Here is a 24,148-nt window from a genome sequence, read left to right on the forward strand (position 1 = left end):
TGCGCAGCGTGCAAGGAACGACGCTTACAGGCGGAGGTCGCTGCCCAGCAATTCCCTTTCAGCCGTCAGCCGGTGGCGTCAGGTGGCCGCGCTGGCTGCCGATCGAACCGCCTAAACAGTACATCAACCCGCCCGCCACAACAAAAACCACCAACATATAAAACATGCTGTACGCCGGCTGCGTCGCCAACACCCACCCACACAACACCGGCCCCAACGCCGCGCCGACGTTGCTCAGGTTCTGCGCGGCGTAATACATGCCGCGCAGGTGATTGGGCGCGATGTTGTCGATAAACATGTATTCGGCCGGGAACACGATAATTTCGCCGAGGGTGAAAATTGCCATCGACAGCACCCACATCACCAGCGTGGTCGACAGCGCAAACCCGCCCAGCCCGACGATAAACAGGCTCAGGCCAGCGGCCAGCCACCGATTCAGGTAACGCGGGGAAATCCGCTTGCCGAGGCTGTATTGCAAGCTGATCACCATCAAGGCATTGGTGGCCACAAGGGTGCTGATGATCCGGTAGGTCTCTTGAGGCGTGGTGGTGACGATCAGGTATTGCGAGAGGTAGGCCGTGAACTGGCCGAACACCACGGCACTGAGTAAGCCGCCCAAGGTAAAGCACACCAGGCGGTAATCCCGTAGCAGCAGTGTGCCGACCGCCAGGAACGCAATGGAGGGCGGGTTGGCTTCGGCCGTGAGCAGATGCCTGTCACCCCACACGCAGTAGATCAACAAGAACCCGGCGCCAAGCCCGGCCGACAGCATGAATGGCAGGCTGGCATCTACGGTGGCCAACCCCGCGCCCAGGAACGGCCCGACGGCATAACCGATATTGGTCAGCGTGTATTTGATCGAAAACGCTTCACTGCGCCGGTCGACGGCAAGCAGGCTGCCAAACCCGGCTTTTACCGCGATATCGATCACCGCATACGCGAGGTTCACCGCCACCAGGCACAGGTAAAACAGCCAGAGCGCGGGCGCGATAGCGGCGCCGAGAAAGCCCAGTGTGAACACGGCGCAGAAGGTCAGCATAAGCCGGTAACTGCGCATCCGGTCCACCAGGAAGCCGCCATACAGACTCAGCAGCGAGCCGATGATCAGTGTGCTGCCGATCACCAGGCCGATATCGGCGATGCTCAAGCCAAAGTGGCCCGACAAATAGATGACCAGATAGGGCAGGGTGATTGCGCGGGCGAGCGTCAGTATCAGCGAGGCACTCAATAGCAGGTTTAGGGCAGGGGGATAGTGTTTCAGCGTGGCCAGCATTCGAGCCTCAGCGTCCATTTATCAGAGTGCAAGCAGCTTACCTTTGAACCGGGTTCTGATTTAGGATGGTTTTTATCCAGATACAGGAACTCAATTCATGAATAAGGGCTGTGCATGTTTTCTTCAGAGCGCCTGAAGGGCATCGATGTATTCGTCTGTGTCGCACAGTACGGCAGCTTTACGGCGACCGCCGGGAAGATGAACCTGACTGCTTCGGCCGTGAGTAAAAGCATTGCGCGCCTGGAAGCCCGCCTGGGTGCCCGACTGTTCCACCGCACCACGCGCAGGTTGTCGCTGACCGATGCCGGCGTGGCCTACCTGCGCACCTGCACCGGCGTGTTAGCCGACCTGGAAGAAGCCGAATGGGCATTGCAGGCTGAAAACACCGAACTGCGCGGGCGTGTGCGCATCGACCTGCCCGGCGCCTTTGGCCAGGCGCAGGTGCTGCCGATCCTGCTGCCGTGGCTGAACACTCATCCATTGCTGACCCCGCACATCTCTTTCTCCGATGGCTTTGTCGATCCGTTCAAGGAAGGTGTGGATATCGTCGTGCACATCGGCGACGCCCCGGCCTGGCCGGAGACGGTAGGGCATCAGTTACTCACCCGAGAGTGGCATGTGCTCTGCGCATCCCCGGCGTATCTCGCTCGCCACGGCATGCCACAGTCCGAGCATGACCTCGAGCAGCATCAGTGCATGGCCTACGGCTGGGTCGATGGCCGCGTCAGCCCCTGGCGGCATACCGGCGAACAAGGCCTGGCGCTGCATACACACATACAGCCGCAACTGGTGATCGGCCATGGCGCCGGGCTGAAGTTGGCCGCGCTGGCCGGCTGCGGTATCGCGCAACTGCCGTCGTGGCTGGTCGAGCAACACTTGCAGGACGGCGCGCTGGTGCAGGTCTTGCCGCACTTGGCCTGTGTCGGCATGGGCATCAGTGTGGCCTGGGTCAAACACCGCCACGCGCTGCCCAAGGTGCGTGCGGTGGTGGAAGTGCTGGTTGCAGGGTTGGGCGCGGTTGAGTGACACTCATTGATTTTCCGAACAAATTTTCCACAGGATGCGCAGATGCCAAACCTCCCGACACCGCCTTCCACGGGCGACGATCCTTACCTTTGGCTGGAAGACGTCGACAGCACGCAGGCGCTGGATTGGGTGCGCGCACAAAACCTCAAGACCCACGCCCGGCTCGCCGAATCCGCGCCCTTCAAGGCTATGCAGGCCGACCTGCTGGCGGTGCTCGACTCGGACAGCAATATCCCCTACGTGGAAAAAATCGGCGCCCACTATTACAACTTCTGGGTCGACGCCGCGCACCCTCGCGGCCTGTGGCGGCGGACCACGCTGGCGGAATATCGCAAGGCGCAACCGGCCTGGGAAACCGTGCTGGATATCGACGCGTTGAATGCCCTGGAAGGTGAAAATTGGGTCTGGCACGGCGCCGACTGCCTGCATCCTGGCTATCAACGCGCGCTGGTCGCACTGTCCCGTGGCGGTGCGGACGCGAGTGTCACGCGCGAATTTGATCTGGTCGAAAAAGCCTGGGTCAAAGACGGCTTCGAGTTGCCCGAATCCAAGGGCGGGCTGGGTTGGATCGACCACGACAACGTGTATGTGTTTACCGACTTCGGTGCAGACAGCATGACCCGCTCGGGTTACCCGCGCATCGTCAAGCAATGGCCGCGCGGTACGCCCCTGAGTGCCGCGACGATCGTCTACGAAGGCCGGCACGACGATATGTATATCGCGGCGATGCACGACAGCACACCGGGTTACGAGCGTGATTTCGTCAGCCGCACCCTGGCGTTCTACAACAACGAACTGTACCTGCGCGCCCCGGATGGCACGCTGAGCAAAATCGACGCGCCGAACTCGGCCGACAAGTCGGTGCACAAAGACTGGTTGCTCCTGCAGTTGCGTGATGATTGGGCGGTGGGGGATGGCTATGTGGCCGGCTCGTTGCTGGCGATCAACTTTGCACGCTTCATGGCCGGCGCGCGGGATTTCGACCTGTTGTTCGTGCCATCGGACAGCACCTCGCTGGCCGGCATGGACTGGACCCGCAACCACTTGGTGCTCAACGTGCTGGAGGACGTCAGAAACCGTCTCAGCGTGCTGACGCCCGGTCCACAAGGCTGGGCACGCAGCGCATTTGTCGGCGCGCCGGCGATGGCGACCGTGGATGTGAGCGCCGTCGACAGCGATGACAGCGACGCCGTGTGGCTGGTCACCCGAGGTTTTCTTACGCCGGTCACGCTGTCACTGGCCGAGCTTGGCGCGCAACCCGAAGTGCTGAAAGCCATGCCGGCGTTCTTCGATGCGAGCCGGCATGTGGTTGAACAGCATTTTGCCGTGTCCAAAGATGGCACCCGCGTGCCGTATTTCCTGGTGCACGAACAGGGCTTGCAGTACAACGCCAACGCGCCGACCTTGCTCTACGGTTATGGCGGCTTTGAAGTCTCGCTGTGCCCGGAATACTCCGGCGGGCTGGGTCGCGCCTGGCTGTCCAAAGGCGGCGTGTATGCCGTGGCGAATATTCGCGGCGGCGGCGAATACGGCCCGCGTTGGCATCAGGCGGCACTCAAGCACAAGCGTGGGCGCGCCTATGAGGATTTTGCCGCAGTGGCGCAAGACCTGATCAGCCGCAACATCACCTCGCCCCGGCACCTGGCCGTGCAAGGTGGCAGCAATGGCGGCCTGTTGACCGGCAACATGCTCACCCAATACCCCGAGCTGTTCGGGGCCGTGGTCATCCAGGTGCCGTTGCTCGACATGCAGCGCTATCACCATTTGCTGGCAGGCGCCTCGTGGATGGAAGAGTACGGCAACCCGGACGTGCCCGAAGAATGGGCCTACATCCAGACGTTTTCACCCTACCACCTGTTCGACCCGGCCAAGACCTACCCGCCGGTGCTGTTCACCACCTCGACCCGCGATGACCGCGTACACCCGGCCCATGCCCGCAAGCTTGCGGCCAGGATGATCGATGCCGGCCAGGACGTGACGTACTACGAAAACATCGAGGGCGGCCACGGCGGCGCAGCGGATAATGCCCAGAGTGCGTACATGAAAGCACTGGTCTACGGCTTTTTGTGGGAGCGCTTGAGCGCTGGCCACGGCTGACCGGCGCTGGCCGGTATGTTCGGATGCCCTTTGGATAAGTGAAGAGTCAGATGCGCACACCCTATGTTTTTATCTTGATGTCGATGTTGTTGGCGGGTTGTGGTTCGTCGGGGGCAACCACTGGAAATCATGCGTTCGAACGCCAGCAAAACGCGCCGCTGACGTCCAATGCACGGCTGGATCCTTACACCGTTGAGAAGCTCAATGCGATTCTTCATGAGCGTCAAAACTACCGGTTGCTTCCCGCAGGCCAACAGATCGGCCTCATCTCGGAGGCCTTTTTAGGCACGCCCTATGTTGCCAACAAGTTACAGGGCTCACTGAGCACCCCCGAACAACTGGTGGTCGATTTTCGAGGCCTGGATTGCTTCACCTACCTGGATTACGTCGAGGCCCTGCGACAATCAGCAGCACAACCCGACTTTATGAAAAACCTGTTGCGCACGCGTTATGTGGATGGCGATCTTGATTTTCTCAGCCGTAAGCACTTCTACACCGATTGGGCCTACAGCGGCACGTATAAACCGGCGCAAGACATCACCGCGCAGCTAAGCGCCCATGCCGTTCGCCGCGAAAAACGCCTCAACCAAAAAGCCGACGGCAGCGCCTACCTGCCTGGCCTGCCGGTGGTCCTGCGTACGGTCACCTACATTCCCGCCGATTTTATCGACAAGACGGTCATCAATCGCCTGCACGAGGGCGATTTTATTGGCATCTATACGCCCCTGGCCGGGCTGGATGTGACCCATGTGGGGTTCTTTATCATGACGGACAAAGGCCCCGTACTGCGCAATGCGTCTTCGCATTCAGGCAGCCAGAAGGTGGTGGATTCGCCGTTTCTGGCGTATGTGGCCAATACGCCGGGGATTGTTGTGCTGAGGGCGAAGGAGTAAAGGGTTCAATTGAGCCACTGTCCCGCCAGGGATGCGACGTTTACAGTGAACTTCGCTTCGGCATGAGCTAACTTTCATGTACGCGCTTTTGCGAAAACTCGCTGGATACCGCCTCAATGAGAGATCTGCCGCCCACCGCGACCTTGCGTGCTTTTGAAGTTGCGACCCGCCATCCGACGTTTACAGCCGCCGCACAGGAGTTGCATGTGACTCAAAGCGCGGTCAGTCACCAGCTCAAGCACCTGGAGGCGCTTTGGGGCGTGCAGTTGTTTGAGCGTGGCAAGGCGTTACGCCTCACGGCAGCGGGGGCTACGCTGGCGCCCATCGTGCGGGAGTTTTTCATCAGCCTGGAGGCGACGTTGGGTGACTTGCGCGAGCAAAAGGGCAGGGTGCGACTCAGCGTCAGCACCACCTATTCCTTCGCGCTCAAATGGTTGCTGCCACGCTTGCCACGTCTGGCTCGTCAGCACCCCGAGCTGTTGGTCTCGCTGGACACCACGGATAAAATTATCCACTTCTCGCACGGCCAGGCGGATGTTGCGATCAGGCTCGGCAAGGGCAATTACCCAGGTCTGCATTCGGAGTTTCTGTTTGGGGAGCAGGTGTTTCCTGTGGCCAGCCCCGAACTGCTGCGACGCGTGGGAACGCCGCTGAGCCCCGCAGACTTGTTGCACTTCCCGCTGCTGACGCGCGATGGCGCCGAGTTGGTGCCAAAGTGGGAGGTGTGGTTTCAAACCGTCGGCCTGGCCTATTTGCCGCTCAAGGAGAGCGTCAGGTTTGGCGATACCAACATGACGGTCGAGGCGGCCTTGCTCGGCCAGGGCGTTGCATTGGTGCGCAGCGGGCATGTCGAGAATGAAATCAGCGATGGCCGTTTGGTACGGCTGTTCGACATACCGCTGCCATCGCCGCTGGCTTACTACTTCGTCTGCCCCAAGGGCATCGAATCGCAGCCGCACATCGCCAGCTTTCGCCAATGGCTGGTCAGCGAGGCGCTGAAAGTACAGGCGTAGATCCGTGAGTTATGAGCATTTGCTCATGGTGCAATGAGGAGACTTCGCTTTAGCCCCGGCGCCGCATTGCCTAAAGTGGCGCATGCCTATTCATCTCGTTTTCCTCGTGCTGTTCGCCGCGCTCCTGCATGCCAGTTGGAACGCGCTGCTGCGTAGCGGCGCCGATCGGCTGTGGTCGATGACGGTGATGTGCGTTGCCATCGCCATCACCAGTGTGGTTGCTGCGACATTCATGGCGCCCCCGGCGATTGAAAGCTGGGGCTACGCGGTGGTGTCGGGGTTGCTGCATGTGGGCTACAACCTGTTTCTGGTGCGCAGTTACCGGGTCGGCGACCTGGGGCAGGTCTATCCGATTTCACGTGGATCGTCGCCGGTGCTGATCACCTTCGGTGCCGCCGTGTTTGCCGGAGAAACCATCACCCCTGGCGAGCTCGTCGGTATTGCGCTGGTGTCGGGCGGGATTATTTCGCTGGCCTTCAGAGGCCGCAGTCTGTCGGTTCCCAGCTTGCCCTATGCGCTGGGAACGGGCGGCTTTATCGCGGCCTACAGCGTGGTCGACGGCATCGGTGCGCGGCTCTCCGGTGCGCCACTTGCCTACACGGTGTGGATGTGCGCCCTGTGGGGCGTACTGATGCCGGTGGTCTACATCGGCCTGCGCGACAGCCGCAGCTTGTTCTGTTTCCGGCCCGGAACAATGACCGCGTTGGTCGGCGGGCTGGTCTCATTGCTCGCGTATGGAATGATCATCTACGCCATGAACGAAGCGCCCCTGGGCGCGGTATCGGCACTGCGCGAAACCAGCGTGCTGTTCGCGGCGTTGATCGGCTATGCGTTTCTTGGCGAGACGCTCACTGCACGCCGAATACTGGCGTGCGTGGTGATCGCCGGCGGTACTCTCATCATCGGTTGATACAGCCAACAGCTCAGGAGCTATGTTCAATGGTCAATGTCTCGCAGGCACCGCTGATTCTAATCACGGGTGGCAGTCGTGGAGTGGGGGCCGCCACCGCCCGGCTCGCCGCCGAAAGGGGTTATGACGTGGCTATCAGCTACGTTGCCAACGAATCCGCAGCGCTGGCAGTGGCTGCGGATGTAGAAGCACTGGGGCGCCGGGCGTTGGCGATGCGGGCCGACAGTGCGGACCCGCAACAGGTGGCCGATTTGTTCGCGGCCATCGACCGCAGGTTCGGACGTATCGACGTGCTGGTCAATAATGCCGGGATGCTGGGGCCTCAGTCTCGCCTGGAAGACCTTGGCGTGGAGCGGATGCAGCGCATCTTTGCGGTCAATGCCATTGGGCCAATACTCTGTGCCCAACAGGCGGTGAAACGCATGGCTTACCGCCACAACGGCCCGGGCGGTGTGGTGATCAATGTCTCTTCGGCCTCGGCGCGCCTCGGCAGCCCCAATGAGTACGTCGACTATGCGGCGTCAAAGGGCGCGTTGGAGACGTTCACCATTGGGTTTGCAAAGGAGGTGGCGCGCGAAGGCATACGCGTCAACTGTATCCGCCCCGGGCATATCTATACCGACATGCACGCCAGTGGCGGTGAGCCGGGGCGGGTCGATCGGGTCAAGGATTCGATCCCCATGGGGCGCGGTGGACAGCCCGAGGAGGTGGCGCGCGCGATTCTATGGCTGGCGAGCGCTGAGGCATCCTTCGTTACCGGTACATTCCTCGACGTGACGGGCGGTAAATGAGCCGGCGCCACGGATCATCGGTTGCTTGCGCTCGGTTCAAGTAAGCGCGGGCTGCCTGACCTTGCGACTCAATCCCGGTGTCTGCCCCGTAATGCGCTTGAATGCACGACTGAAGGCGGCCTGGGAGGTATAGCCCAAGCGCTGCGCCACCTCTTCGATCGGCAGCCTTTCGAGGGTCAGCCACTGGCTTGCAAGCCGCATTCGCAGTTCGGTGACATAGCGCAGCGGGGTCATGCCGATAGTCACTTGAAAGCGGTCCGCGAACACCGAGCGCGAGGTATTGCAGTGCTCTGCCAGCTGCGCAACGGTCCACTCGCGACCCGGTTGTTGGTGGAGCGCAAGCAGCGCACCGGCCAAACGTGGATCGCGCAAGGCGGCGACCAGCCCAGAGGCATTGCCGCAGGCGCACTCCACCCAGCCGCGAACGACCATGGCCGCCACCACGTCGGCCAGCCGCGCGAGGATACCGGCGAAGCCGACACGGGCGGCGCTGACCTCGCGTTCCATGGTGGTCAGGATCGGTACCAGTCCGGGGTAACGCTGGCCACCGGCATCAATCAGCATCAGGCCCGGCATCAGCCGACCAAGACCATGGATGCTGCCCAGTTCAAACTCCATGCAACCACTGAACACAATAGTGCTTGGCGTGGGGCTGCCATCGGTTCCGGTATCCACCGCGCTGACGGTGTCGCCGAGAGGGTCGCCGTCTAAACGGTCGATGTCTTGAACCGGCACGTCCGTATGGGAAAGCAGTTGATGGGCCGCGCCATGGGAAATAAACACGGCGTTGCCGGCAGACAGCGCGTAGGTGGTTCCGTCCTCCATCTTCAAGACCGCAGTGCCGACGGCCATGAAGTGGAACCAGGCGTGCCCGGGTTTTTCCGCGAAGCCCAAACCAAAGGTCGGCCCCGTTTGGATACGCCGGTATTCGACCCCACGCAGGCGCATGCCGCGTAACAGCTCGTTGATGAGATCTGAGGAAAGCGCAAACTGATCTGTAGGCATCGTTCAGGTGTTTTAGTCAAAAAGTAGAGACTTTAGATCATAGATCATCCGGATTCCCGCGCCTAGACTGCGGCTCGCAATGAAGATTGGGAGATCCGTGCAATGACTGACTGTGTGTGTAATGCCGTTTCCGACCGCCATGTTGGCGTCGACTCGGACGTAGAACCTGCATCCCCCGCGTGGATGGCAGTATTTTCCTTGGCCATGGGTGTGTTCGGATTACTGACCGCTGAGTACCTTCCGGCCAGTTTGTTGACGCTGATGGCGACTGACCTGGGCGTGTCCGAAGCGCTGGCTGGCCAGGCAGTCACCGTGACGGCGGTGGTGGCGCTGTTCGCCGGCTTGTTGGTGCCAGGCCTGACCCGTGGCATCGACCGACGTTGGGTGTTGCTGGGTTTTTCCACGTTGATGGTCGCCTCCAATCTGTTGGTCGCCGTTTCATCCAGCTTCGCGGTGCTGTTGTTGATGCGTATCTTGCTGGGCATTGCCCTTGGCGGGTTCTGGAGCATGGCGGCGGCGGTAGCGATGCGCCTGGTGCCGAGTGCCTTGTTGCCCAGGGCGCTGTCGATCATTTTCAGCGGCATCGCCATCGGCACGGTCGTTGCGGTACCGCTGGGCAGCTATCTGGGTGGGCTATACGGCTGGCGCAGCGCGTTCTTTGCGGCGGCGGCGGTAGGCATGGTCACGCTGGCTTTTCAGTCGTTCACTCTGCCGCGCCTTGCGCCGCGCCGGCCGGCACGCCTGCGCACCGTTCTTGAAGTGTTGCTGCGCCCGGGCATCGCCATGGGGATGTTCGGTTGTGTACTGGTGCACAGCGGGCACTTCGCGATGTTCACCTATGTTCGGCCATTCCTCGAGGGGACTACGGGTATCGGCGCCCAAGGGCTGTCACTGATGTTGCTGGGGTTCGGTGTCGCAAACTTCGTCGGCACGCTGTTGGCCGGGAGGCTGCTGGAGCGCCACCCGCTGGCCACGCTGGTGTTGATGCCCGCACTGGTCGGCGTCGCCGCGCTGGCGTTGGTGCTGTTGCCGGCCTCGGTGCCGGGGCAGGCGGTCCTGCTGGCGATCTGGGGCCTGGCCTTTGGTGGCGTGCCGGTGGCGTGGTCGAACTGGGTCGCCAGCGCGGTCCCCGACCAGGCGGAAAGCGCCGGGGGCATGGTGGTGGCCTCGGTGCAGTCCGCCATCGCAACGGGCGCCGCCGCTGGCGGTGCGGTGTTCAGCCTCGGCGGCAGCGCAGGCGTATTCGTCGCCGCGGCCGTGCTGATGCTGCTGGCCGCATTGCTGATAGCGCTGCGTGTCCGCGTCCCTTGCGCCCATGGCATCCGCCAGTCCAAGCCCGCGTTGCACCTTTGATCCGGTTTGCCAAACCGTTTCGAACCCGTCCGTAACCAGGAGATACACCATGAACAATACGACGTCTCACCAAGGACGCCTCAAATCGTTGCGCGCGGCAGGTATCGGCAATGCGCTCGAATGGTTCGACTGGACCCTGTACGCAACCTTTTCGGTGTACCTGGCAAGCAACCTGTTCGACAAGACCGATGCGCGCTCGGCGATGCTCGCGACCCTTGCCGTGTTTGCGGTTGGCTTTGTCGCTCGCCCTGTCGGTGGATGGTTGTTTGGCCGGCTGAGCGACCGACTGGGGCGCCGGACCATCATGGTGATGACCATGCTGCTGCTTGCGATCAGCAGTCTTGGCATCGCGCTTATCCCTGACTACCAGAGCATTGGCCTGTATGCCTCGGTCGCGCTGTTGTTTTTTCGCCTGATGCAGGGGCTCGCCCATGGCGGCGAGACAGGGGTTTCCTATACCTATGTCGCTGAGATCGCCCCCAGCAAGCACCGTGGCTTATGGTCGAGTTCGGTTTATGTGGGCGTGACGCTCGGGGTGATGGCGGCGACGGCCGTGGCGGCGGCGCTGACCTGGCTGCTGGGCGCCCAGGCCATGGGTGACTACGGCTGGCGGATCGGTTTTGCCATTGGTGGAGTACTCGGTATTTACGCGCTGTTTTTGCGCCGTGGTGCGCAGGAGTCTCATGTGTTCGTAGCGCAGCAGGGGCTGGCGCGGCCGCGCAAGCTGTCCACGGGGGAGATGCTGCGAGTCGCGCGTAACATCGTCATGCTTGCAGCGGCCGCCAATGTCACTTACTACGCGTGGGTCACGTTCGGCGCGTCGACGGCGATCGCCCAAGGCATGGACGCCACGGGTGCCTATGTGGCCAGTCTCCTCGCGCAGATCCTCTGTGTGTGCTGGTTGCCGGTCTGCGGGATGTTGTCGGATCGGGTAGGGCGCCGGCCCATGGTCATCGCCTGGGGCCTGGGTGTGATTGTGCTGACCTACCCCCTCTCGATAATGGTGACAACCGAGCCCTACACGCTGTTCCTGGCCCAGGTGCTGGGGCTTGGCGCCTGGTCGCTGATCGCGGCGATTTTCCCTGCCGTGCTCTCCGAGCAGGTGCCGACCCAGGCGCGGGCTCAGGGTGTGGGCCTGGTGTCTTCCGTTTCGGTGGCGATCTTTGGCGGCACCGCCCCCTATCTGCACAACTATCTCGGCGGCGCCGACCTTGGCTATCTGTACGTCAGCTATGTCATCGGCTTGGGCGTCGTCACCGTCCTGGCCGGGTTTCTTATCGACGAAACGGCGGGCATCGACCTTGCGCACATCGAGGCGCCTGGCGTTCGAGCCAGCGTCAATCAATCGCCTTTACGATTCGCAGATTCAGCCGATCAAAGGAGTACGACGCTATGAATGCCGCACACCTCAAAACCGCCGCTGCACGAGGCGAACGACCGGGCACCAATGTGACCGTCAGTCAGGCGTCGGGGCCGCGTCAGGGCGCCCGCGAGACCTGGGTCGAAGTCCCTTCCGAGTCGGGCCCCGCGGCCGCTTGGTGCTATTCGGATCGCCGCGCCTATAGCCCGGGTGATTCGGTTTGCCTGTATCTGTCGTCGAACCGCCCGCAGGTGAAAATCCGCATCTACCGTGATGGCGCCATCGCCCGCACGCTGCATACCACCGACAACCTTGATGCTCGCTTCCATCCCATCCCCGAACGCGCCTACGAGCATGGCTGCCAATGGCCCGCCTTCATGCACTGGTCAATCCCGGCGGATGCCGAGCCGGGTGGCTATATCGTGGAAGTACGGGACGGCGACGACAGCGTCCTGGGGCATCATCTGTTTATCGTCAAGGCGCTACTCAAGCGTGCCGATGCCTTGGTGCTCGTTGCGGCCACCTCAACGTGGGCGGCTTATAACGACTGGGGCGGTGCCAATCATTACTTTGGCCTTCACCCCGGCACGCCGCGTGGTCGCTCACCGTTGCTGTCGACACAGCGCCCCTGGGCGCGAGGGCAGGTGTGGCTGCCGGAGGATGCACCTCGTTGCGTCAACGCGACCCGGCCCCGTAAGCCAGGGCCGGCGCGCTATGAGTTCATCGAATGGGCCAGCCTTAACGGCTACGCCAAGTACTACGCGCTGGCGGGCTGGGCCTCCTTTGAAAGACCTTTTGTGGTCTGGGCCGAACAGCAGGGTTACACGGTACATATTCTGACCCAGGACGATTTGCATCACGACCCGCACGCGCTTGAGGGCTACGCTTGCGCCGTCTTCGTCGGGCACGACGAGTACTGGACGCGGGAAATGCGTGACCATGTCGACGCGTTTGTCGAGGAGGGCGGCAAGGTCGCGCGTTTCGCCGGCAATTTCATGTGGCAGATCCGCCTGGAGGATGAGGGTCGGCGGCAGGTGGCCTACAAGTACGATGCCGCTGCGCTCGATCCTGTGGCCGCTACCGCGCCTCATCGGCTAACGGGGGCCTGGGAAGATCCGCGGGTCAATCACCCAGGGGCAAAGACGTTTGGGGTCAACGCTTTGCGCGGCATATACGCAAGCTTCGGGGGAATGGCGCCGCGCGGCCCTCGCGGGTACACCGTCTTCAGGCCTGAGCACTGGGCGTTCATGGGGACGGGCCTGGGTTACGCGGACATGTTCGCAGACGAAGCCAACATCTTTGGCTATGAGGTCGATGGCCTGGACTACACGTTCGTCGATGGCCTCCCGGAACCGCTCTACACCGACGATGCGCCCGGCGGACTGCAAATCCTCGCAATGGGCTGGGCGACCAATGCCGAGCATGGCCGGTCCGAGGATGCCTATTCATTCATGCTCGGCGATGGCGATGCCCGGTTTCGTGCCTCCATCCTGGCGCCCGATCCTGGTGACGCCAGTGTCGATGTGCATAGCCGCGGGGCCGGTATGGTGGTGCACTTCCACAAAGGTCGAGGCGAGGTCTTTACTGCGGCCACGTGCGAATGGGTGCATGGGCTCATGCAAGCAGACATTTACACCGTGATGATCACCAACAACGTGCTTGAGCGTTTCTTGCGCAATACGCGCATGGGATAGATGATCTGGGACTCCATCGCCGCTGATTAACCCACCGTGCTCCAGGTCTGAATGGCTCTAAAGCGTAAATGGCGTTAGCATTCCCATCATTGGGCTTAAACAGCCTGTTTTTCAGATCAGGGTCGCATTGTGGAAAAGCTAAAACGCCTCCAAAGTGGAATCGAAGGGCTCGACGCTCTGCTCAAGGGAGGGCTGGTCGCGGGCGCCTCCTACATAATCCAGGGGCGGCCAGGGTCTGGCAAAACCATCCTGGCCAACCAACTTGGGTTCCATCATGCGAACAATGGCGGCCGGGTTCTGGTCGCCACACTGCTGGCCGAGTCACACGACCGTCTGTTTCAGTTTCTTTCTACTCTGAGCTTTTTCGACGCGTCCAAAGTGGGCGCCGACATTCAGTTTGTCAGCGCGTTTGACACGTTGGAAAACGAAGGGCTGGACGAGGTGGTGAAACTGCTTCGGCGCGAGATAAGTCGCCAAAAAGCTACGGTGATGGTGGTGGATGGCTTGCTCAATGCTCGCTCAAAAGCCGACTCGCACATCGACACCAAGAAATTCATTTCCGAGTTGCAAGGGCACGCTGCTTTCGCCGGTTGCACGGTGCTATTTCTGACCAGTTCCCGTCTCGACGACGGCAGCCCTGAGCACACCATGGTTGATGGCGTCATTGAAATGGGCGAAGAGCTGTTTGGCACGCGCTCGGTACGTCGTATTCAACTGCGTAAAACGCGCGGCAGTGGAGCCATGACAGGCCTTCATGAATGTGAGATTACCGACAATGGTTTAGTGGTTTACCCTCGTCTCGAAAGCCTTTATAGCCACCCGTCCGCCCCCGACAGCGCCGACATGACGCGTATTCCCAGTGGCATTGGTTCGTTGGACGGCATATTGGGTGGCGGCCTTTACAGTTCCAGCGTGTCTCTGGTCATGGGCCCCTCCGGCATTGGTAAAACGACGCTGGGCCTGAAGTTTCTGGCCGAGTCGACGGTGGCGGCTCCAGGACTGCATTTTGGCTTTTATGAAAGCCCACAACGGTTACGACTCAAAGGCCAATCACTGGGTATCGATATCCAAGGCATGGAGGACAGCGGCGCCCTGAGCATTGCCTGGCAGCCGACGACTGAGGGGTTACTGGATGGGTTGGGCGCACGCCTGTTGAGCCTTGTAGAAGAAAAGGGCATCAAGCGCCTGTTCATCGATAGCCTCAGCGGTATGACCCGAGTCTCTACAAACCCGGCGCGAACTACTGAATTCTTCAGTGCGCTGATGAATGAGCTTCGATCCAGGGGCGTAACCGTATTCGCATCCTGGGAAATGCGTGATCTATTTGGCTCCGAGGTCAGCGCGCCAAACTCTGACCTGTCCAGCATCGTCGATAACTTGATGCTGATGCGTTTCTCTGAGAATCACTCTGAACTAAGCAGGACGCTTTCCATTCTTAAGGTACGAGATAGCTCTTATGACCCCTCCAGATTTGAGGTTGTCATTCAAGATCGCGATGTTTTCCTGAAAAAGGCTTCGAGACATGAACCTTCAGCCCCCACTGAGACATCGCCCGGTTCACTTTCTTAAGCTTTTGAGTGGGTTGAATTAACATGACCACCATCCTGGTCGTCGACGACGAGTATTTGATCGCTGACATTCTCAGCTTCGCACTGGAGGATGAGGGGTTCATGGTGGTGACTGCCAGCAATGGTCGAAAAGGGCTGGAAGTGCTGGATAGAGAGCGGCCAGCCTTGATCATCACCGATTTTATGATGCCCGTGATGGACGGCCTGGAATTCGCCACAGCCGTTCGAGCTCTCCCGTGCGCTAATCAATTGCCGATCATCTTGATGAGCGGTGCTCAGGCACACATCGGCATGCAGAGATCGGATCTGTTTGATGCGGTAGTGGCGAAGCCATTCAACATCGACTTGATCATTGCCGAAGTTAAAAAGCTGCTCGCCACTGATCAGTGAGTACTGCATCTACCTACCCGGAGCCATGGGGGATCGGGCTCCGCCTGCCCGAACAATCGAGTTGAAAAAATTTTTTCGAGAGGCTCTTGAAAACGTTTTGGTAGCACCTATTTTCGGTTCTACGCGATGCCGCAATCGGGTCGCGTCTTAAATCACTTGGAGAACACTCAGGAGATTTACTATGGCTACTACTCTTTCTTTGGCCCCTCTGTTTCGTCAGTCTGTGGGTTTTGATCGCTTCAACGACCTGTTTGAATCAGCGCTTCGTAGTGAGGCTGGTAATACCTATCCACCGCATAACGTGGAGAAGCATGGTGAGGATCAATACCGCATTGTGATTGCAGTGGCGGGTCTTACTGAGGAGGACATAGACATTCAGGTTGAAAATGGCGTATTGAGCGTTTCTGGTGGAAAACGTGAAAACGACGAGAAGGTGACTTACCTGCACCAAGGGATAGCGCAACGCGCCTTCCGCTTGTCCTTCCGGCTGGCTGACCATATCGAAGTGCAAGGTGCATCGCTCACCCACGGTCTGTTAGCCATCGAGCTGCTTCGGGTTATACCCGAAGAAGCCAAGCCAAAGCGTATCGAGATCGGTACTGCCGGCAAGCCAGACCAGCGTCAAGTAAGCCTGCAATAATTGTGTTCAAGGCGCTCTGCGGAGCGCCTTTTTTATTCTGTTTTAATTAACCTCTGAGGCGTGCACGCGTGGGGGTCTGCGCCGTGGTCATTGCCGGTTGAAATACGTCTTTTGACTCAACCGAATTGGCCTGCCGATTCAACGGCGGTTTTTGGTTTCCTGCTACGTGTCAGCTGATAGGCAATTGCCAGCCATATAAACCACCCCGGCATGACCATCAACGCAACGCGTGTGTCCGGTCTCAATGCCAGCAGGCAGAGCACGAAGCCCATAAAAGCCAGTGACAACCACGCCATTGGCACGCCGCCTGGCATCTTGTAAGCAGATTTGGCGTGAAGCTCAGGACGTTTTTTGCGATAGGCAATGTAAGACGCGAGGATGGTCGACCACGTGAAGATCACCAGAATCGCCGACACGGTGGACACGATGGTGAATGCTGTCATGACTTCCGGAACGATGAACAGCACGAGCACACCTGACAGCATCAACAGTGTCGTGAAGGCCAGGCTCAACAGAGGCACGCTGTTGCCCGATAGACGCCGAAAAATACCCGGAGCGTTGTCTTGATTGGCCAGCCCGAACAGCATGCGGCTGGAGGAGAATACGCCACTGTTGGCCGATGACGCGGCGGATGTCAGGACCACGAAGTTAACGATGCCGGCTGCTGCGGGAAAGCCTGCGACGAGGAAAAGCTCGACAAAAGGGCTTTTTACCGGTGAAACCTGTTGCCAGGACGTTACGGCAATAATGCAGGCCAATGCCAACACGTAGAACAGGATGATTCGCAGCGGAATCGAGTTGATTGCCTTGGGTAACGTCTTCTCCGGAGCACGGGTTTCTGCTGCAGCGGTGCCGATCAACTCGGTGCCGGCAAATGAGAATATCGCCATCTGAAAACCGGCAAAAAAACCAAGCAAGCCATGAGGGAATGCAGCCTGCTTATCCACCAGATGGCCCAGGGACGCGGTGACGCCATTGGGGGAAACGAACGCGCTGGCAATCAGCACGATGCTGACCCCGATAAGCGTCACGACGGCGATGATCTTAATGATCGCGAACCAGAATTCGACTTCACCGAAAAGCCTGACCGTCAGCACATTCAAGGCAAACAGTGTCGCCAGCATCCCGATAGCCGGTATCCAGGCCGGCAGATGGGGGAACCAGTACTGGAAAAAGCCGCCGACAACGACGGCATCGCCGATCACTGCAACGCTCCAGCTTAGCCAATATGACCAGCCGAGAAAAAACGCAGCGCGAGGCCCCAGGTAGGCGCCGGCAAAATCCGCAAAGGTCTTGAAATTCAAATTGGAAAGCAGCATTTCTCCCATGGCACGCATGACGAAGTAAACGAACAGGCCAATGATCATGTAGATAAGGATGATCGAGGTGCCGGAGAGGGCGATGATCTTGCCGGAGCCCATGAACAAACCTGTACCAATGGCTCCGCCCATTGCCATTAACTGGATGTGACGATTGCTGAGCGTGCGCTGCAGAGCAGGTTGCTCAACCTGCTCTGATACATTCGATTTCATTTCAAAACCTCTTGATCTTATGTTTTTGAGTTTTGGCAGAAAAGTGCATAGCCAGCGCCATTGTCAGGAGGCAATGGCGGTTGACGGTGTTGGTTTAGGGTGGACAGCGCCGGCCCCTTGCACATGGCTGGGGGCGTCACTCGCCGGTCAACGGGCCGTGCGCAGATGGGCGGCTTTGGTCGGCTGCTGATCAAGCCTCTGGAACAGGTTTTTTATATTTTCAGGTCGATCACACCGTCTTCGGGCGGATGCTCAAGCGCGCTTGCTCTCGAAGCCATGCAGTACGTTCACGGCATTGATTCCGATTTCATCGACCATATAGCCGCCTTCCATCACAAAGAGGGTGGGGCAACCCACACTCGCTATCAGTTCGCCGATCCCGATGAAATCCTCGCTTTCCAGCAGGAAGTGACTGATCGGGTCGTCCTTGAAGGTGTCGACCCCCAGTGAGATCACCAATACCTGCGGCGAGAATTGCTGGAGTTTCCTGCAGGCATGCAGCAGGGCGTCGCGGTAGGTATCCCAGGCAGTGTTTTTCGGCAGCGGGTAGTTGAGGTTGAACCCTTCGCCACGGCCGGCGCCGACTTCATCGCTGAACCCCGAATAGTAGGGATAGGACACGGCCGGCTCGCCGTGCAGCGATATGAACATCACGTCATTGCGCTGGTAGAAAATGTTCTGGGTGCCGTTACCGTGATGAAAATCGACGTCGAGTACCGCGACGCGTTTGGCGCCCTGGGTGATTGCCTGCTGTGCAGCAATGGCCGCGTTGTTGAGATAGCAGTAACCCCCCATGTATTCACGCGCCGCGTGATGGCCCGGCGGACGACAAAGGGCAAAGGCACTGTCATGGCCCTCATCGATAAGCGCCAGACCCGTCAAGGCGATATCGGCACTGGTCTTGACCGCCTGCCAGGTGGTGGCAGTGATCGGCGAGCCGGCATCCATCGCATAGAAGCCGAGTTTGCCGTCAATGAACGTCGGCACCTGATCGTTGGCCAAGTCACGTACAGGCCACACCAGTGGCAGCGCATCATGGGTGCGCCCTGTGGCGCACCATTGCGACCAGGCGCTTTCCAGGAAGCTCACGTAGCGCTCGCTGTGCGCGTTGACGTAACACGAGCGGTCGAACACGCGGGGTTCGACTATCTGGCCAAGGCCTACTTGCTTGACGCGGTTGTGAACGGTGTCGGCCCGACTGGGCTGCTCGAACGACGGCTTGAGCACGCCATCCTTCAACTCGGTGCCATGGTGCAGACGGTGGGAATCACTGAAAACTGTAAACATTCTGCGCATCCGTTAATGTGGGCCAGTGCAAATATTCTGTTCTGGTCAGGACGCGATTTCTTTGCTTTGTTTCTGTGCTTCTCTATATTTATCGGGCGATTTAACTCAGGAATGGCGTAATGAAGAAAAATATATCCAGACGCATCAGCCTCGATGAGACCGATCTGGCCATTCTTGAGCTATTGCAGGAGGACGCGAGCATTTCCAATGCCGAACTCAGTGAGCGGCTTTCATTGAGCCTTACGCCTTGCTGGCGACGGCGCAAGAGAATGGAGGAGGCGGGGGTGATAAAGGGCTATCAGGCAACGCTTGATCGAAGAATGCTGGGGCTGGATATCATGGCATTCGTGCACATTCGCTTTTCCACCCATGCCGATCACGCTCCGGACGCCTTCGAGGCAGTAATTGCGCAGTTGCCAGAGGTATTGGCCTGCCACAAGATCACCGGAGACGCCGACTACGTGCTCCAAGTCTTGGCGGAGGACCTTGATAGCTATAGCGACTTTATCGAGCAAGTACTGAGGCGCCAGGTCGGTATCGCGTCTATTCAGTCGAGTCTGGCGTTGCGTGAAATCAAAGCGGGCAGCCGTATGGCCATACCCAAATTGAGCAAGGATTGAATGTCGCAGGTTCTGGGCTGCGCATAGGGATTGCGGGGGTTGTCATGCTGCGGCGCGCCGAGAATCTGCCGTGGTGCCCCTTGCTCCACCACTTGCCCCTGTTGCCTCGCTGTTGGATGTGCGCAACGCCATCGCCTGCCATAATCCACCCGTCTCACCCCAGCCCCCACACGGAGTCCATGCCATTCATGGTGCTGTTCAATCGATTGAGCGCGTTTTCCATCCAGGCGCGCCGGGCACTGAAGCTGGTGTGGGGGACGTCGCGTCCCTTATTCATAGGCCTGCTGCTGGCCACCATCGTTGCCGGTCTGTTGCCTGCGCTGGCTGCCTGGATCGGCCAGCGCATTGTCGATGGCGTGGTGCACGCGATGCAGATTCATGCAGCCGGCAGCCAGGCGCCCGTGTGGCCGGTGATGCAGTACGTGCTGGCCGAGGCGGGCGTGTTGGCGCTGCTGGCCGCCGCCCAGCGTGCGTTGTCCATGCAGCAATCGTTGCTGCGGGTGCAGTTGGGGGTGAAGGTCAACCTGATGATTCTGGAGAAAGCCCAGACTCTCTCACTCCTGCAATTTGAAGACGCCGAGTTCCACGACAAGCTGGTGCGCGTGCGCCAGGGCGCGTCGACACGCCCGCTGAGCCTGGTCACCAAGGGCCTGGGGCTGGTGCAGAACCTGATCTCGCTGATCAGCTTTGCCGTGCTGTTGGTGCACTTTTCGCCGTGGGCGCTGGTGATTCTGGTGGTCGGCGCGTTACCGGTGTTCTTCGCCGAGACGCATTTCTCGGGCAATGCGTTTCGCCTGTTCCACCGGCGCGCGCCCGAGACCCGTCAGCAGAATTACCTGGAATCGCTGCTATCCCACGAGACCCACGCCAAAGAGGTCAAACTGTTCGGCCTGGCGCCGCTGTTCCTCAAGCGCTACCGCGACAACGCCCGGCGCTTGTACACCGAAGACCGCCAGTTGACGGTGCGCCGGGATGCCTGGGGCTTTGCCCTGGGCCTGCTGGGCACCGCGGCGTTTTATGTGGCTTACGCCTGGGTGGTGCTGGACACCGTGCGCGGCCAGACCAGCCTGGGACAGATGACCATGTACATCGTGCTGTTCAAGCAGGGGCAAAGCGCGATCACCGCCAGCCTCAGCGCGATTGCCGGCCTGTATGACGACAGCCTGTTTCTGTCGGACCTTTATGAGTACCTGCTGACCCCCGTGGTCGTGCCGCGTGGCCAGCTTACCCAGGGCGCGCGTCCCGGCGACGGTCTGCGCTGCGAGCACGTGGGGTTCAGTTACCCCGGCGCTGAGCGGCCGGCATTGACTGACATCAACCTGCACTTGGCGCCGGGGCAAAGCCTGGCCCTGGTGGGCGAGAATGGCTCGGGCAAAACCAGCCTGATCAAACTGCTCACGCGCCTGTATACACCGCACGAGGGGCGCATTCTGCTGGATGGCAGCGACTTGCAAGACTGGGATGAACAGACACTGCGCCAGCGCATCGGGGTGATTTTCCAGGATTACATCCGCTACCAGATGACCGTCGGCGAGAACCTTGGCGTGGGTGACGTCGATGCGCTGAACGACGAGGCGCGCTGGCGCACTGCCGCAACCCAGGGCGTGGCCGCCGAATTCATCGAGCGCCTGAGCAGAACCTACGGCACACAGTTAGGGCGCTGGCTGGGCGGCCAGGAGTTGTCGGGTGGGCAATGGCAGAAGGTCGCCTTGTCACGCGCGTATATGCGCCAGGAGGCGGACCTGCTGATTCTTGATGAGCCGACGGCTGCGCTGGACGCCGGCGCCGAGGCGGCGGTGTTCGAGCACTTTCGCGAACACGCCAAGGGCCGCATGACATTGTTGATTTCCCATCGATTCTCCAGCGTGCGCAATGCCGACCACATCATCGTGCTGGACGGCGGGCGAATCCTGGAGGAGGGCAGCCATCACCAACTGATGGCGGCGGCTGGGCGCTATGCCGAGTTGTTCGATGTTCAGGCGCGGGGGTATCGCTAGGTCCCCAAGTGCACTGCTGAAACCCTGGCGCAGAACGCCCGACAATACCTCCAGGGCGCCGATGCCTGCGCGGTGCCGGACTACGTCGGTGGGACGCTCTAGGCCAAGCCTTTCGAGCATTACGCCGAGGCCGAAGTCGAGGCCGAAGTGCGCCGCTCGCTGTTCCCTACGTTGTGGTGCTGCCATTACGTGCTGCCCACATGCTGGAGCTGGGCGCGGCCAAGGGCGGCGTGAATGCCTTGACGGCCTACCTGGCCCTGGAGACTGCCGGCAGCGGGATTCGCGTCGACGCCACCGAGGCACCGCCACGGTGCATTCCGCGCAACAGTGAAAAAGGCAAAATGATCAGCCGAACAGCCCGCCAGACGGACCCTAAAGACTGTCAGGGTCGCCAAAAAACATCTGAATCCTCGACCTCAACCACCGCTCCCCCGGATCATTATCCTGCGACCCGCGCCAGGCCATATGCAGTTCAAACGTGCGTACCGGCAACGGTGGGTCTTCGGCGCGCAAACCGCCCGCCGAGGTGAGTGCCTCGGCGGCGTAGTCCGGCACGGTGGCGAGGATGTCGGTGCCCGCCAGCAATGTGCCCAGCCCGTTGAACTGCGGTACGGCCAATACCACGTGGCGTTTGCGATCGAGCTTTTCCAGCTCTTCGTCGATAAACCCGCTCAGGTCGCCTGCGAAGGACACCAGGGCGTGGGGGCGGGCGCAGAAGTCGTCGAGGCTCAGGGAGCCGGGCACGCTGTCGGCGCGCAGCAGTTTCGGCAGGCTGCGGCGCAGCACTTTGCGTTTGGCGTTGGCGGGCAGGTCGGCGGTGTAGCTGACGCCGATGGAAATTTCCCCGGAGGCCAGCAGACCCGGCATCAGGATGTAGTTGACGCGGCGCACCACCAGCACGATGCCTGGCGCCTCGGCGCGCAGGCGTTTGAGCAGTTGCGGCAGCAGGGCGAATTCGACGTCGTCGGACAGGCCGATACGAAACACGGCGGTGCTGGTGGCCGGGTCGAATTCGGCGGCGCGGCTCACGGCGGTGGAGATCGAGTCCAGGGCCGGGGAGAGCAGGGCGAAGATTTCCACGGCGCGCGCCGTCGGCTCCATGCTGCGCCCGGTGCGCACGAACAGCGGGTCATCGAACAGCCCGCGCAGGCGCGACAACGCCGCGCTGATGGCCGGCTGGCCAAGGAACAATTTCTCGGCAGCGCGGGTCACACTGCGCTCATGCATCAAGGTTTCGAATACGATCAAGAGGTTAAGGTCGACACGACGCAGGTCGTTACGGTTCATCTTGTGTCCTGGAAGAGTCAGCAAACTTGACGTGAGCGGCCACATGTAAACAATGACCGGCATGAATCTTACGGGGAAAGGCTGGTACTCTGCACCGGATAATTGAGTTTTCCTACGATACTTGAGGTGAATGCCTCACTTGCGGAATCAATGACAGACATGTCGACTATTAATGGCGACCGGTGGCCTTACCCGGAAAGCCCAGATAGAGTTCATGGCATTAGAGGTTACTTTGACGAGGTTTGCGATGTCCCGCACGATCCGTTTTCACAAGTTTGGTCCGGCCGAGGTGCTCAAATGCGAAGAGCATGCAGCCGCACAGCCCGCACCGGGCGAAGTGCAGGTGCGTGTCGAAGCGATTGGCATCAGCTGGTATGACATTCTGTGGCGCCAGAACCTGGCGTCCTCCCATGCACGCTTGCCGTCCGGCCTTGGCCATGAGATGGCCGGTGTGGTGGTGGCCCTCGGTGAGGGCGTGGATGACTTGGCGGTAGGCGATAAAGTCGCCAGTTTTCCGGCCGAAAGCCCCAATGATTACCCGGTATATGGCGAGCAAATCGTATTGCCGCGCTCGGCATTGACCCGTTATCCGGATGTATTGAGCCCGATTGAAGCCAGCGTGCATTACACGCCGCTGTTGATCGCCTACTTTGCCTATATGGATCTGGCGCGGGTCAAACCCGGCCAATTTGCCCTGGTGACCGACGCCAGCCACTGTGCCGGCCCTTCGTTTGTGCAACTGGGCAAGGCGCTGGGTGTTCGGGTGATCGCCGCCACCAAGGACAGCGCCGAGCGCGAATACCTGCTGTCGCTGGGGGCCGAGAAGGTCATCGTCACCGAAGAGCAGGACCTGCTGATGCAAATCAACAAGTTCACCGATAACCGCGGCGTGGATGTGGTGTTCGATGGCTTGGGCGGTCCGCAGATGTCGCTGCTCGGTGATGTGCTGGCGCCCCGTGGCAGCCTGGTGCTCTACGGTTTGCAGGGCGGCAACCAGACGCCGTTCCCGGCCTGTGCAGCGTTCCAGAAGAACATCCAGTTCTTTGTGCACTGTATTGGTAACTTCACCGGCAAGCCGGAACTGGGCATCATTCAGGACCACGTCGCCTTGCAACGCGCATTGCGTGACATCAACCAACTGACGGCCGACCGCGTGCTGGTGCCACTGAAAACCACCGTGTTTGCCTTCAACCAGTTTGTAGAAGCGCACCGTTACATGGATGAATGCCCGTGCCGCGAGCGTGTTGCGTTGCAGGTTGAGGCTGTTTGAGGTGTAGGAAGATTCGTAAATGAGTTTTGCAAACCCTGGGCGCATGGGGCAAATGCGCCATATGACAGGGTTGAATCCGCGCGTTGTCTGAAACGCGCAACGGCCGTCCGGTCCCGCAAACGATGCCCTTTTCCCCGCCGCC

General features: G+C 60.2%; 20 protein-coding genes and 1 pseudogene. 16 read left to right on the top strand and 5 right to left on the bottom strand.

Annotation, left to right across the window (positions count from 1 at the left end):
* Positions 1–58: 58 nt before the first annotated feature.
* Positions 59–1,273 (bottom strand): MFS transporter, encoded by a 1,215-nt coding sequence (locus tag PSH96_RS13800; protein WP_305459718.1) that lies wholly within the window; start codon positions 1,271–1,273, stop codon positions 59–61.
* A gap of 114 nt (positions 1,274–1,387) precedes the next feature.
* Here PSH96_RS13800 and PSH96_RS13805 point away from each other — a divergent pair, with 114 nt between their 5' ends.
* The 6 genes from PSH96_RS13805 to PSH96_RS13830 all read left to right on the top strand — a co-directional run bounded on the left by PSH96_RS13805 (position 1,388) and on the right by PSH96_RS13830 (position 8,003).
* Positions 1,388–2,299 carry a LysR family transcriptional regulator gene (locus PSH96_RS13805; RefSeq protein ID WP_305459720.1) on the top strand — a complete coding sequence of 304 codons (912 nt, stop codon included), beginning with the start codon at positions 1,388–1,390 and terminating at the stop codon, positions 2,297–2,299.
* Between the two features lie 42 nt (positions 2,300–2,341).
* Positions 2,342–4,396 (top strand): prolyl oligopeptidase family protein, encoded by a 2,055-nt coding sequence (locus PSH96_RS13810; RefSeq protein WP_305459722.1) that lies wholly within the window; start codon positions 2,342–2,344, stop codon positions 4,394–4,396.
* 50 nt (positions 4,397–4,446) lie between these two features.
* Positions 4,447–5,289 (top strand): DUF1460 domain-containing protein, encoded by an 843-nt coding sequence (locus PSH96_RS13815; RefSeq protein WP_305459724.1) that lies wholly within the window; start codon positions 4,447–4,449, stop codon positions 5,287–5,289.
* A gap of 116 nt (positions 5,290–5,405) precedes the next feature.
* Complete coding sequence (gene gcvA, locus PSH96_RS13820) at positions 5,406–6,302, top strand: transcriptional regulator GcvA (protein WP_305459726.1); 897 nt, start codon at positions 5,406–5,408, stop codon at positions 6,300–6,302.
* An 82-nt stretch (positions 6,303–6,384) separates the two neighbouring features.
* Positions 6,385–7,212, top strand: coding sequence for a DMT family transporter (locus PSH96_RS13825; RefSeq protein ID WP_305459728.1), 828 nt, complete (start codon positions 6,385–6,387; stop codon positions 7,210–7,212).
* 29 nt (positions 7,213–7,241) lie between these two features.
* A complete protein-coding gene (locus PSH96_RS13830) occupies positions 7,242–8,003 on the top strand; it encodes an SDR family oxidoreductase (RefSeq protein WP_065930170.1) in 762 nt (253 codons plus the stop codon).
* 36 nt (positions 8,004–8,039) lie between these two features.
* Here the strand turns inward: PSH96_RS13830 and PSH96_RS13835 are convergent, their stop codons facing one another.
* A complete protein-coding gene (locus tag PSH96_RS13835) occupies positions 8,040–9,008 on the bottom strand; it encodes an AraC family transcriptional regulator (RefSeq protein ID WP_305459730.1) in 969 nt (322 codons plus the stop codon).
* Positions 9,009–9,110: 102 nt separating this feature from the next.
* On the opposite strand from PSH96_RS13835, the gene PSH96_RS13840 reads away from it, so the two are divergent.
* The 6 genes from PSH96_RS13840 to PSH96_RS13865 all read left to right on the top strand — a co-directional run bounded on the left by PSH96_RS13840 (position 9,111) and on the right by PSH96_RS13865 (position 16,013).
* Positions 9,111–10,361, top strand: coding sequence for an MFS transporter (locus PSH96_RS13840; protein ID WP_305459732.1), 1,251 nt, complete (start codon positions 9,111–9,113; stop codon positions 10,359–10,361).
* A 49-nt stretch (positions 10,362–10,410) separates the two neighbouring features.
* Positions 10,411–11,757 carry an MFS transporter gene (locus PSH96_RS13845; protein ID WP_305459734.1) on the top strand — a complete coding sequence of 449 codons (1,347 nt, stop codon included), beginning with the start codon at positions 10,411–10,413 and terminating at the stop codon, positions 11,755–11,757.
* Positions 11,754–13,415 carry a N,N-dimethylformamidase beta subunit family domain-containing protein gene (locus tag PSH96_RS13850; protein ID WP_305459736.1) on the top strand — a complete coding sequence of 554 codons (1,662 nt, stop codon included), beginning with the start codon at positions 11,754–11,756 and terminating at the stop codon, positions 13,413–13,415. Before PSH96_RS13845 ends, PSH96_RS13850 begins: the two co-directional genes overlap by 4 nt.
* Before the next feature lie 126 nt (positions 13,416–13,541).
* Complete coding sequence (locus tag PSH96_RS13855) at positions 13,542–14,984, top strand: ATPase domain-containing protein (protein ID WP_305460066.1); 1,443 nt, start codon at positions 13,542–13,544, stop codon at positions 14,982–14,984.
* Positions 14,985–15,007: 23 nt separating this feature from the next.
* Positions 15,008–15,373, top strand: coding sequence for a response regulator (locus tag PSH96_RS13860; RefSeq protein ID WP_056859924.1), 366 nt, complete (start codon positions 15,008–15,010; stop codon positions 15,371–15,373).
* Positions 15,374–15,554: 181 nt separating this feature from the next.
* Positions 15,555–16,013 (top strand): Hsp20 family protein, encoded by a 459-nt coding sequence (locus tag PSH96_RS13865; protein WP_236374232.1) that lies wholly within the window; start codon positions 15,555–15,557, stop codon positions 16,011–16,013.
* A 116-nt stretch (positions 16,014–16,129) separates the two neighbouring features.
* On the opposite strand, the gene PSH96_RS13870 is transcribed toward PSH96_RS13865, so the two are convergent.
* A complete protein-coding gene (locus PSH96_RS13870; protein WP_305459740.1) occupies positions 16,130–17,545 on the bottom strand; it encodes an amino acid permease in 1,416 nt (471 codons plus the stop codon).
* Positions 17,546–17,797: 252 nt separating this feature from the next.
* A complete protein-coding gene (locus tag PSH96_RS13875) occupies positions 17,798–18,832 on the bottom strand; it encodes a histone deacetylase family protein (protein WP_305459742.1) in 1,035 nt (344 codons plus the stop codon).
* A gap of 119 nt (positions 18,833–18,951) precedes the next feature.
* On the opposite strand from PSH96_RS13875, the gene PSH96_RS13880 reads away from it, so the two are divergent.
* The 3 genes and pseudogenes from PSH96_RS13880 to benD form a co-directional block, all read left to right on the top strand.
* Positions 18,952–19,452 (top strand): Lrp/AsnC family transcriptional regulator, encoded by a 501-nt coding sequence (locus tag PSH96_RS13880; RefSeq protein WP_056859928.1) that lies wholly within the window; start codon positions 18,952–18,954, stop codon positions 19,450–19,452.
* A 188-nt stretch (positions 19,453–19,640) separates the two neighbouring features.
* On the top strand, positions 19,641–21,449 hold the full coding sequence (locus tag PSH96_RS13885) for an ABC transporter ATP-binding protein (RefSeq protein WP_305460068.1): 1,809 nt from the start codon (positions 19,641–19,643) through the stop codon (positions 21,447–21,449).
* A 102-nt stretch (positions 21,450–21,551) separates the two neighbouring features.
* Positions 21,552–21,778: pseudogene (gene benD / locus PSH96_RS13890) on the top strand (1,6-dihydroxycyclohexa-2,4-diene-1-carboxylate dehydrogenase); the annotation flags it as partial.
* A 43-nt stretch (positions 21,779–21,821) separates the two neighbouring features.
* Here the strand turns inward: benD and PSH96_RS13895 are convergent.
* Positions 21,822–22,736, bottom strand: a complete 915-nt coding sequence (locus PSH96_RS13895; protein ID WP_244972951.1) for a LysR family transcriptional regulator — start codon at positions 22,734–22,736, stop codon at positions 21,822–21,824.
* Positions 22,737–22,983: 247 nt separating this feature from the next.
* Between PSH96_RS13895 and PSH96_RS13900 the strand changes: the two genes are divergently transcribed.
* A complete protein-coding gene (locus PSH96_RS13900) occupies positions 22,984–24,006 on the top strand; it encodes a zinc-dependent alcohol dehydrogenase family protein (protein ID WP_017135574.1) in 1,023 nt (340 codons plus the stop codon).
* Positions 24,007–24,148 lie beyond the last annotated feature (142 nt).

The organism is Pseudomonas sp. FP2338 (assembly GCF_030687515.1).
Classification (GTDB): domain Bacteria; phylum Pseudomonadota; class Gammaproteobacteria; order Pseudomonadales; family Pseudomonadaceae; genus Aquipseudomonas; species Aquipseudomonas salomonii.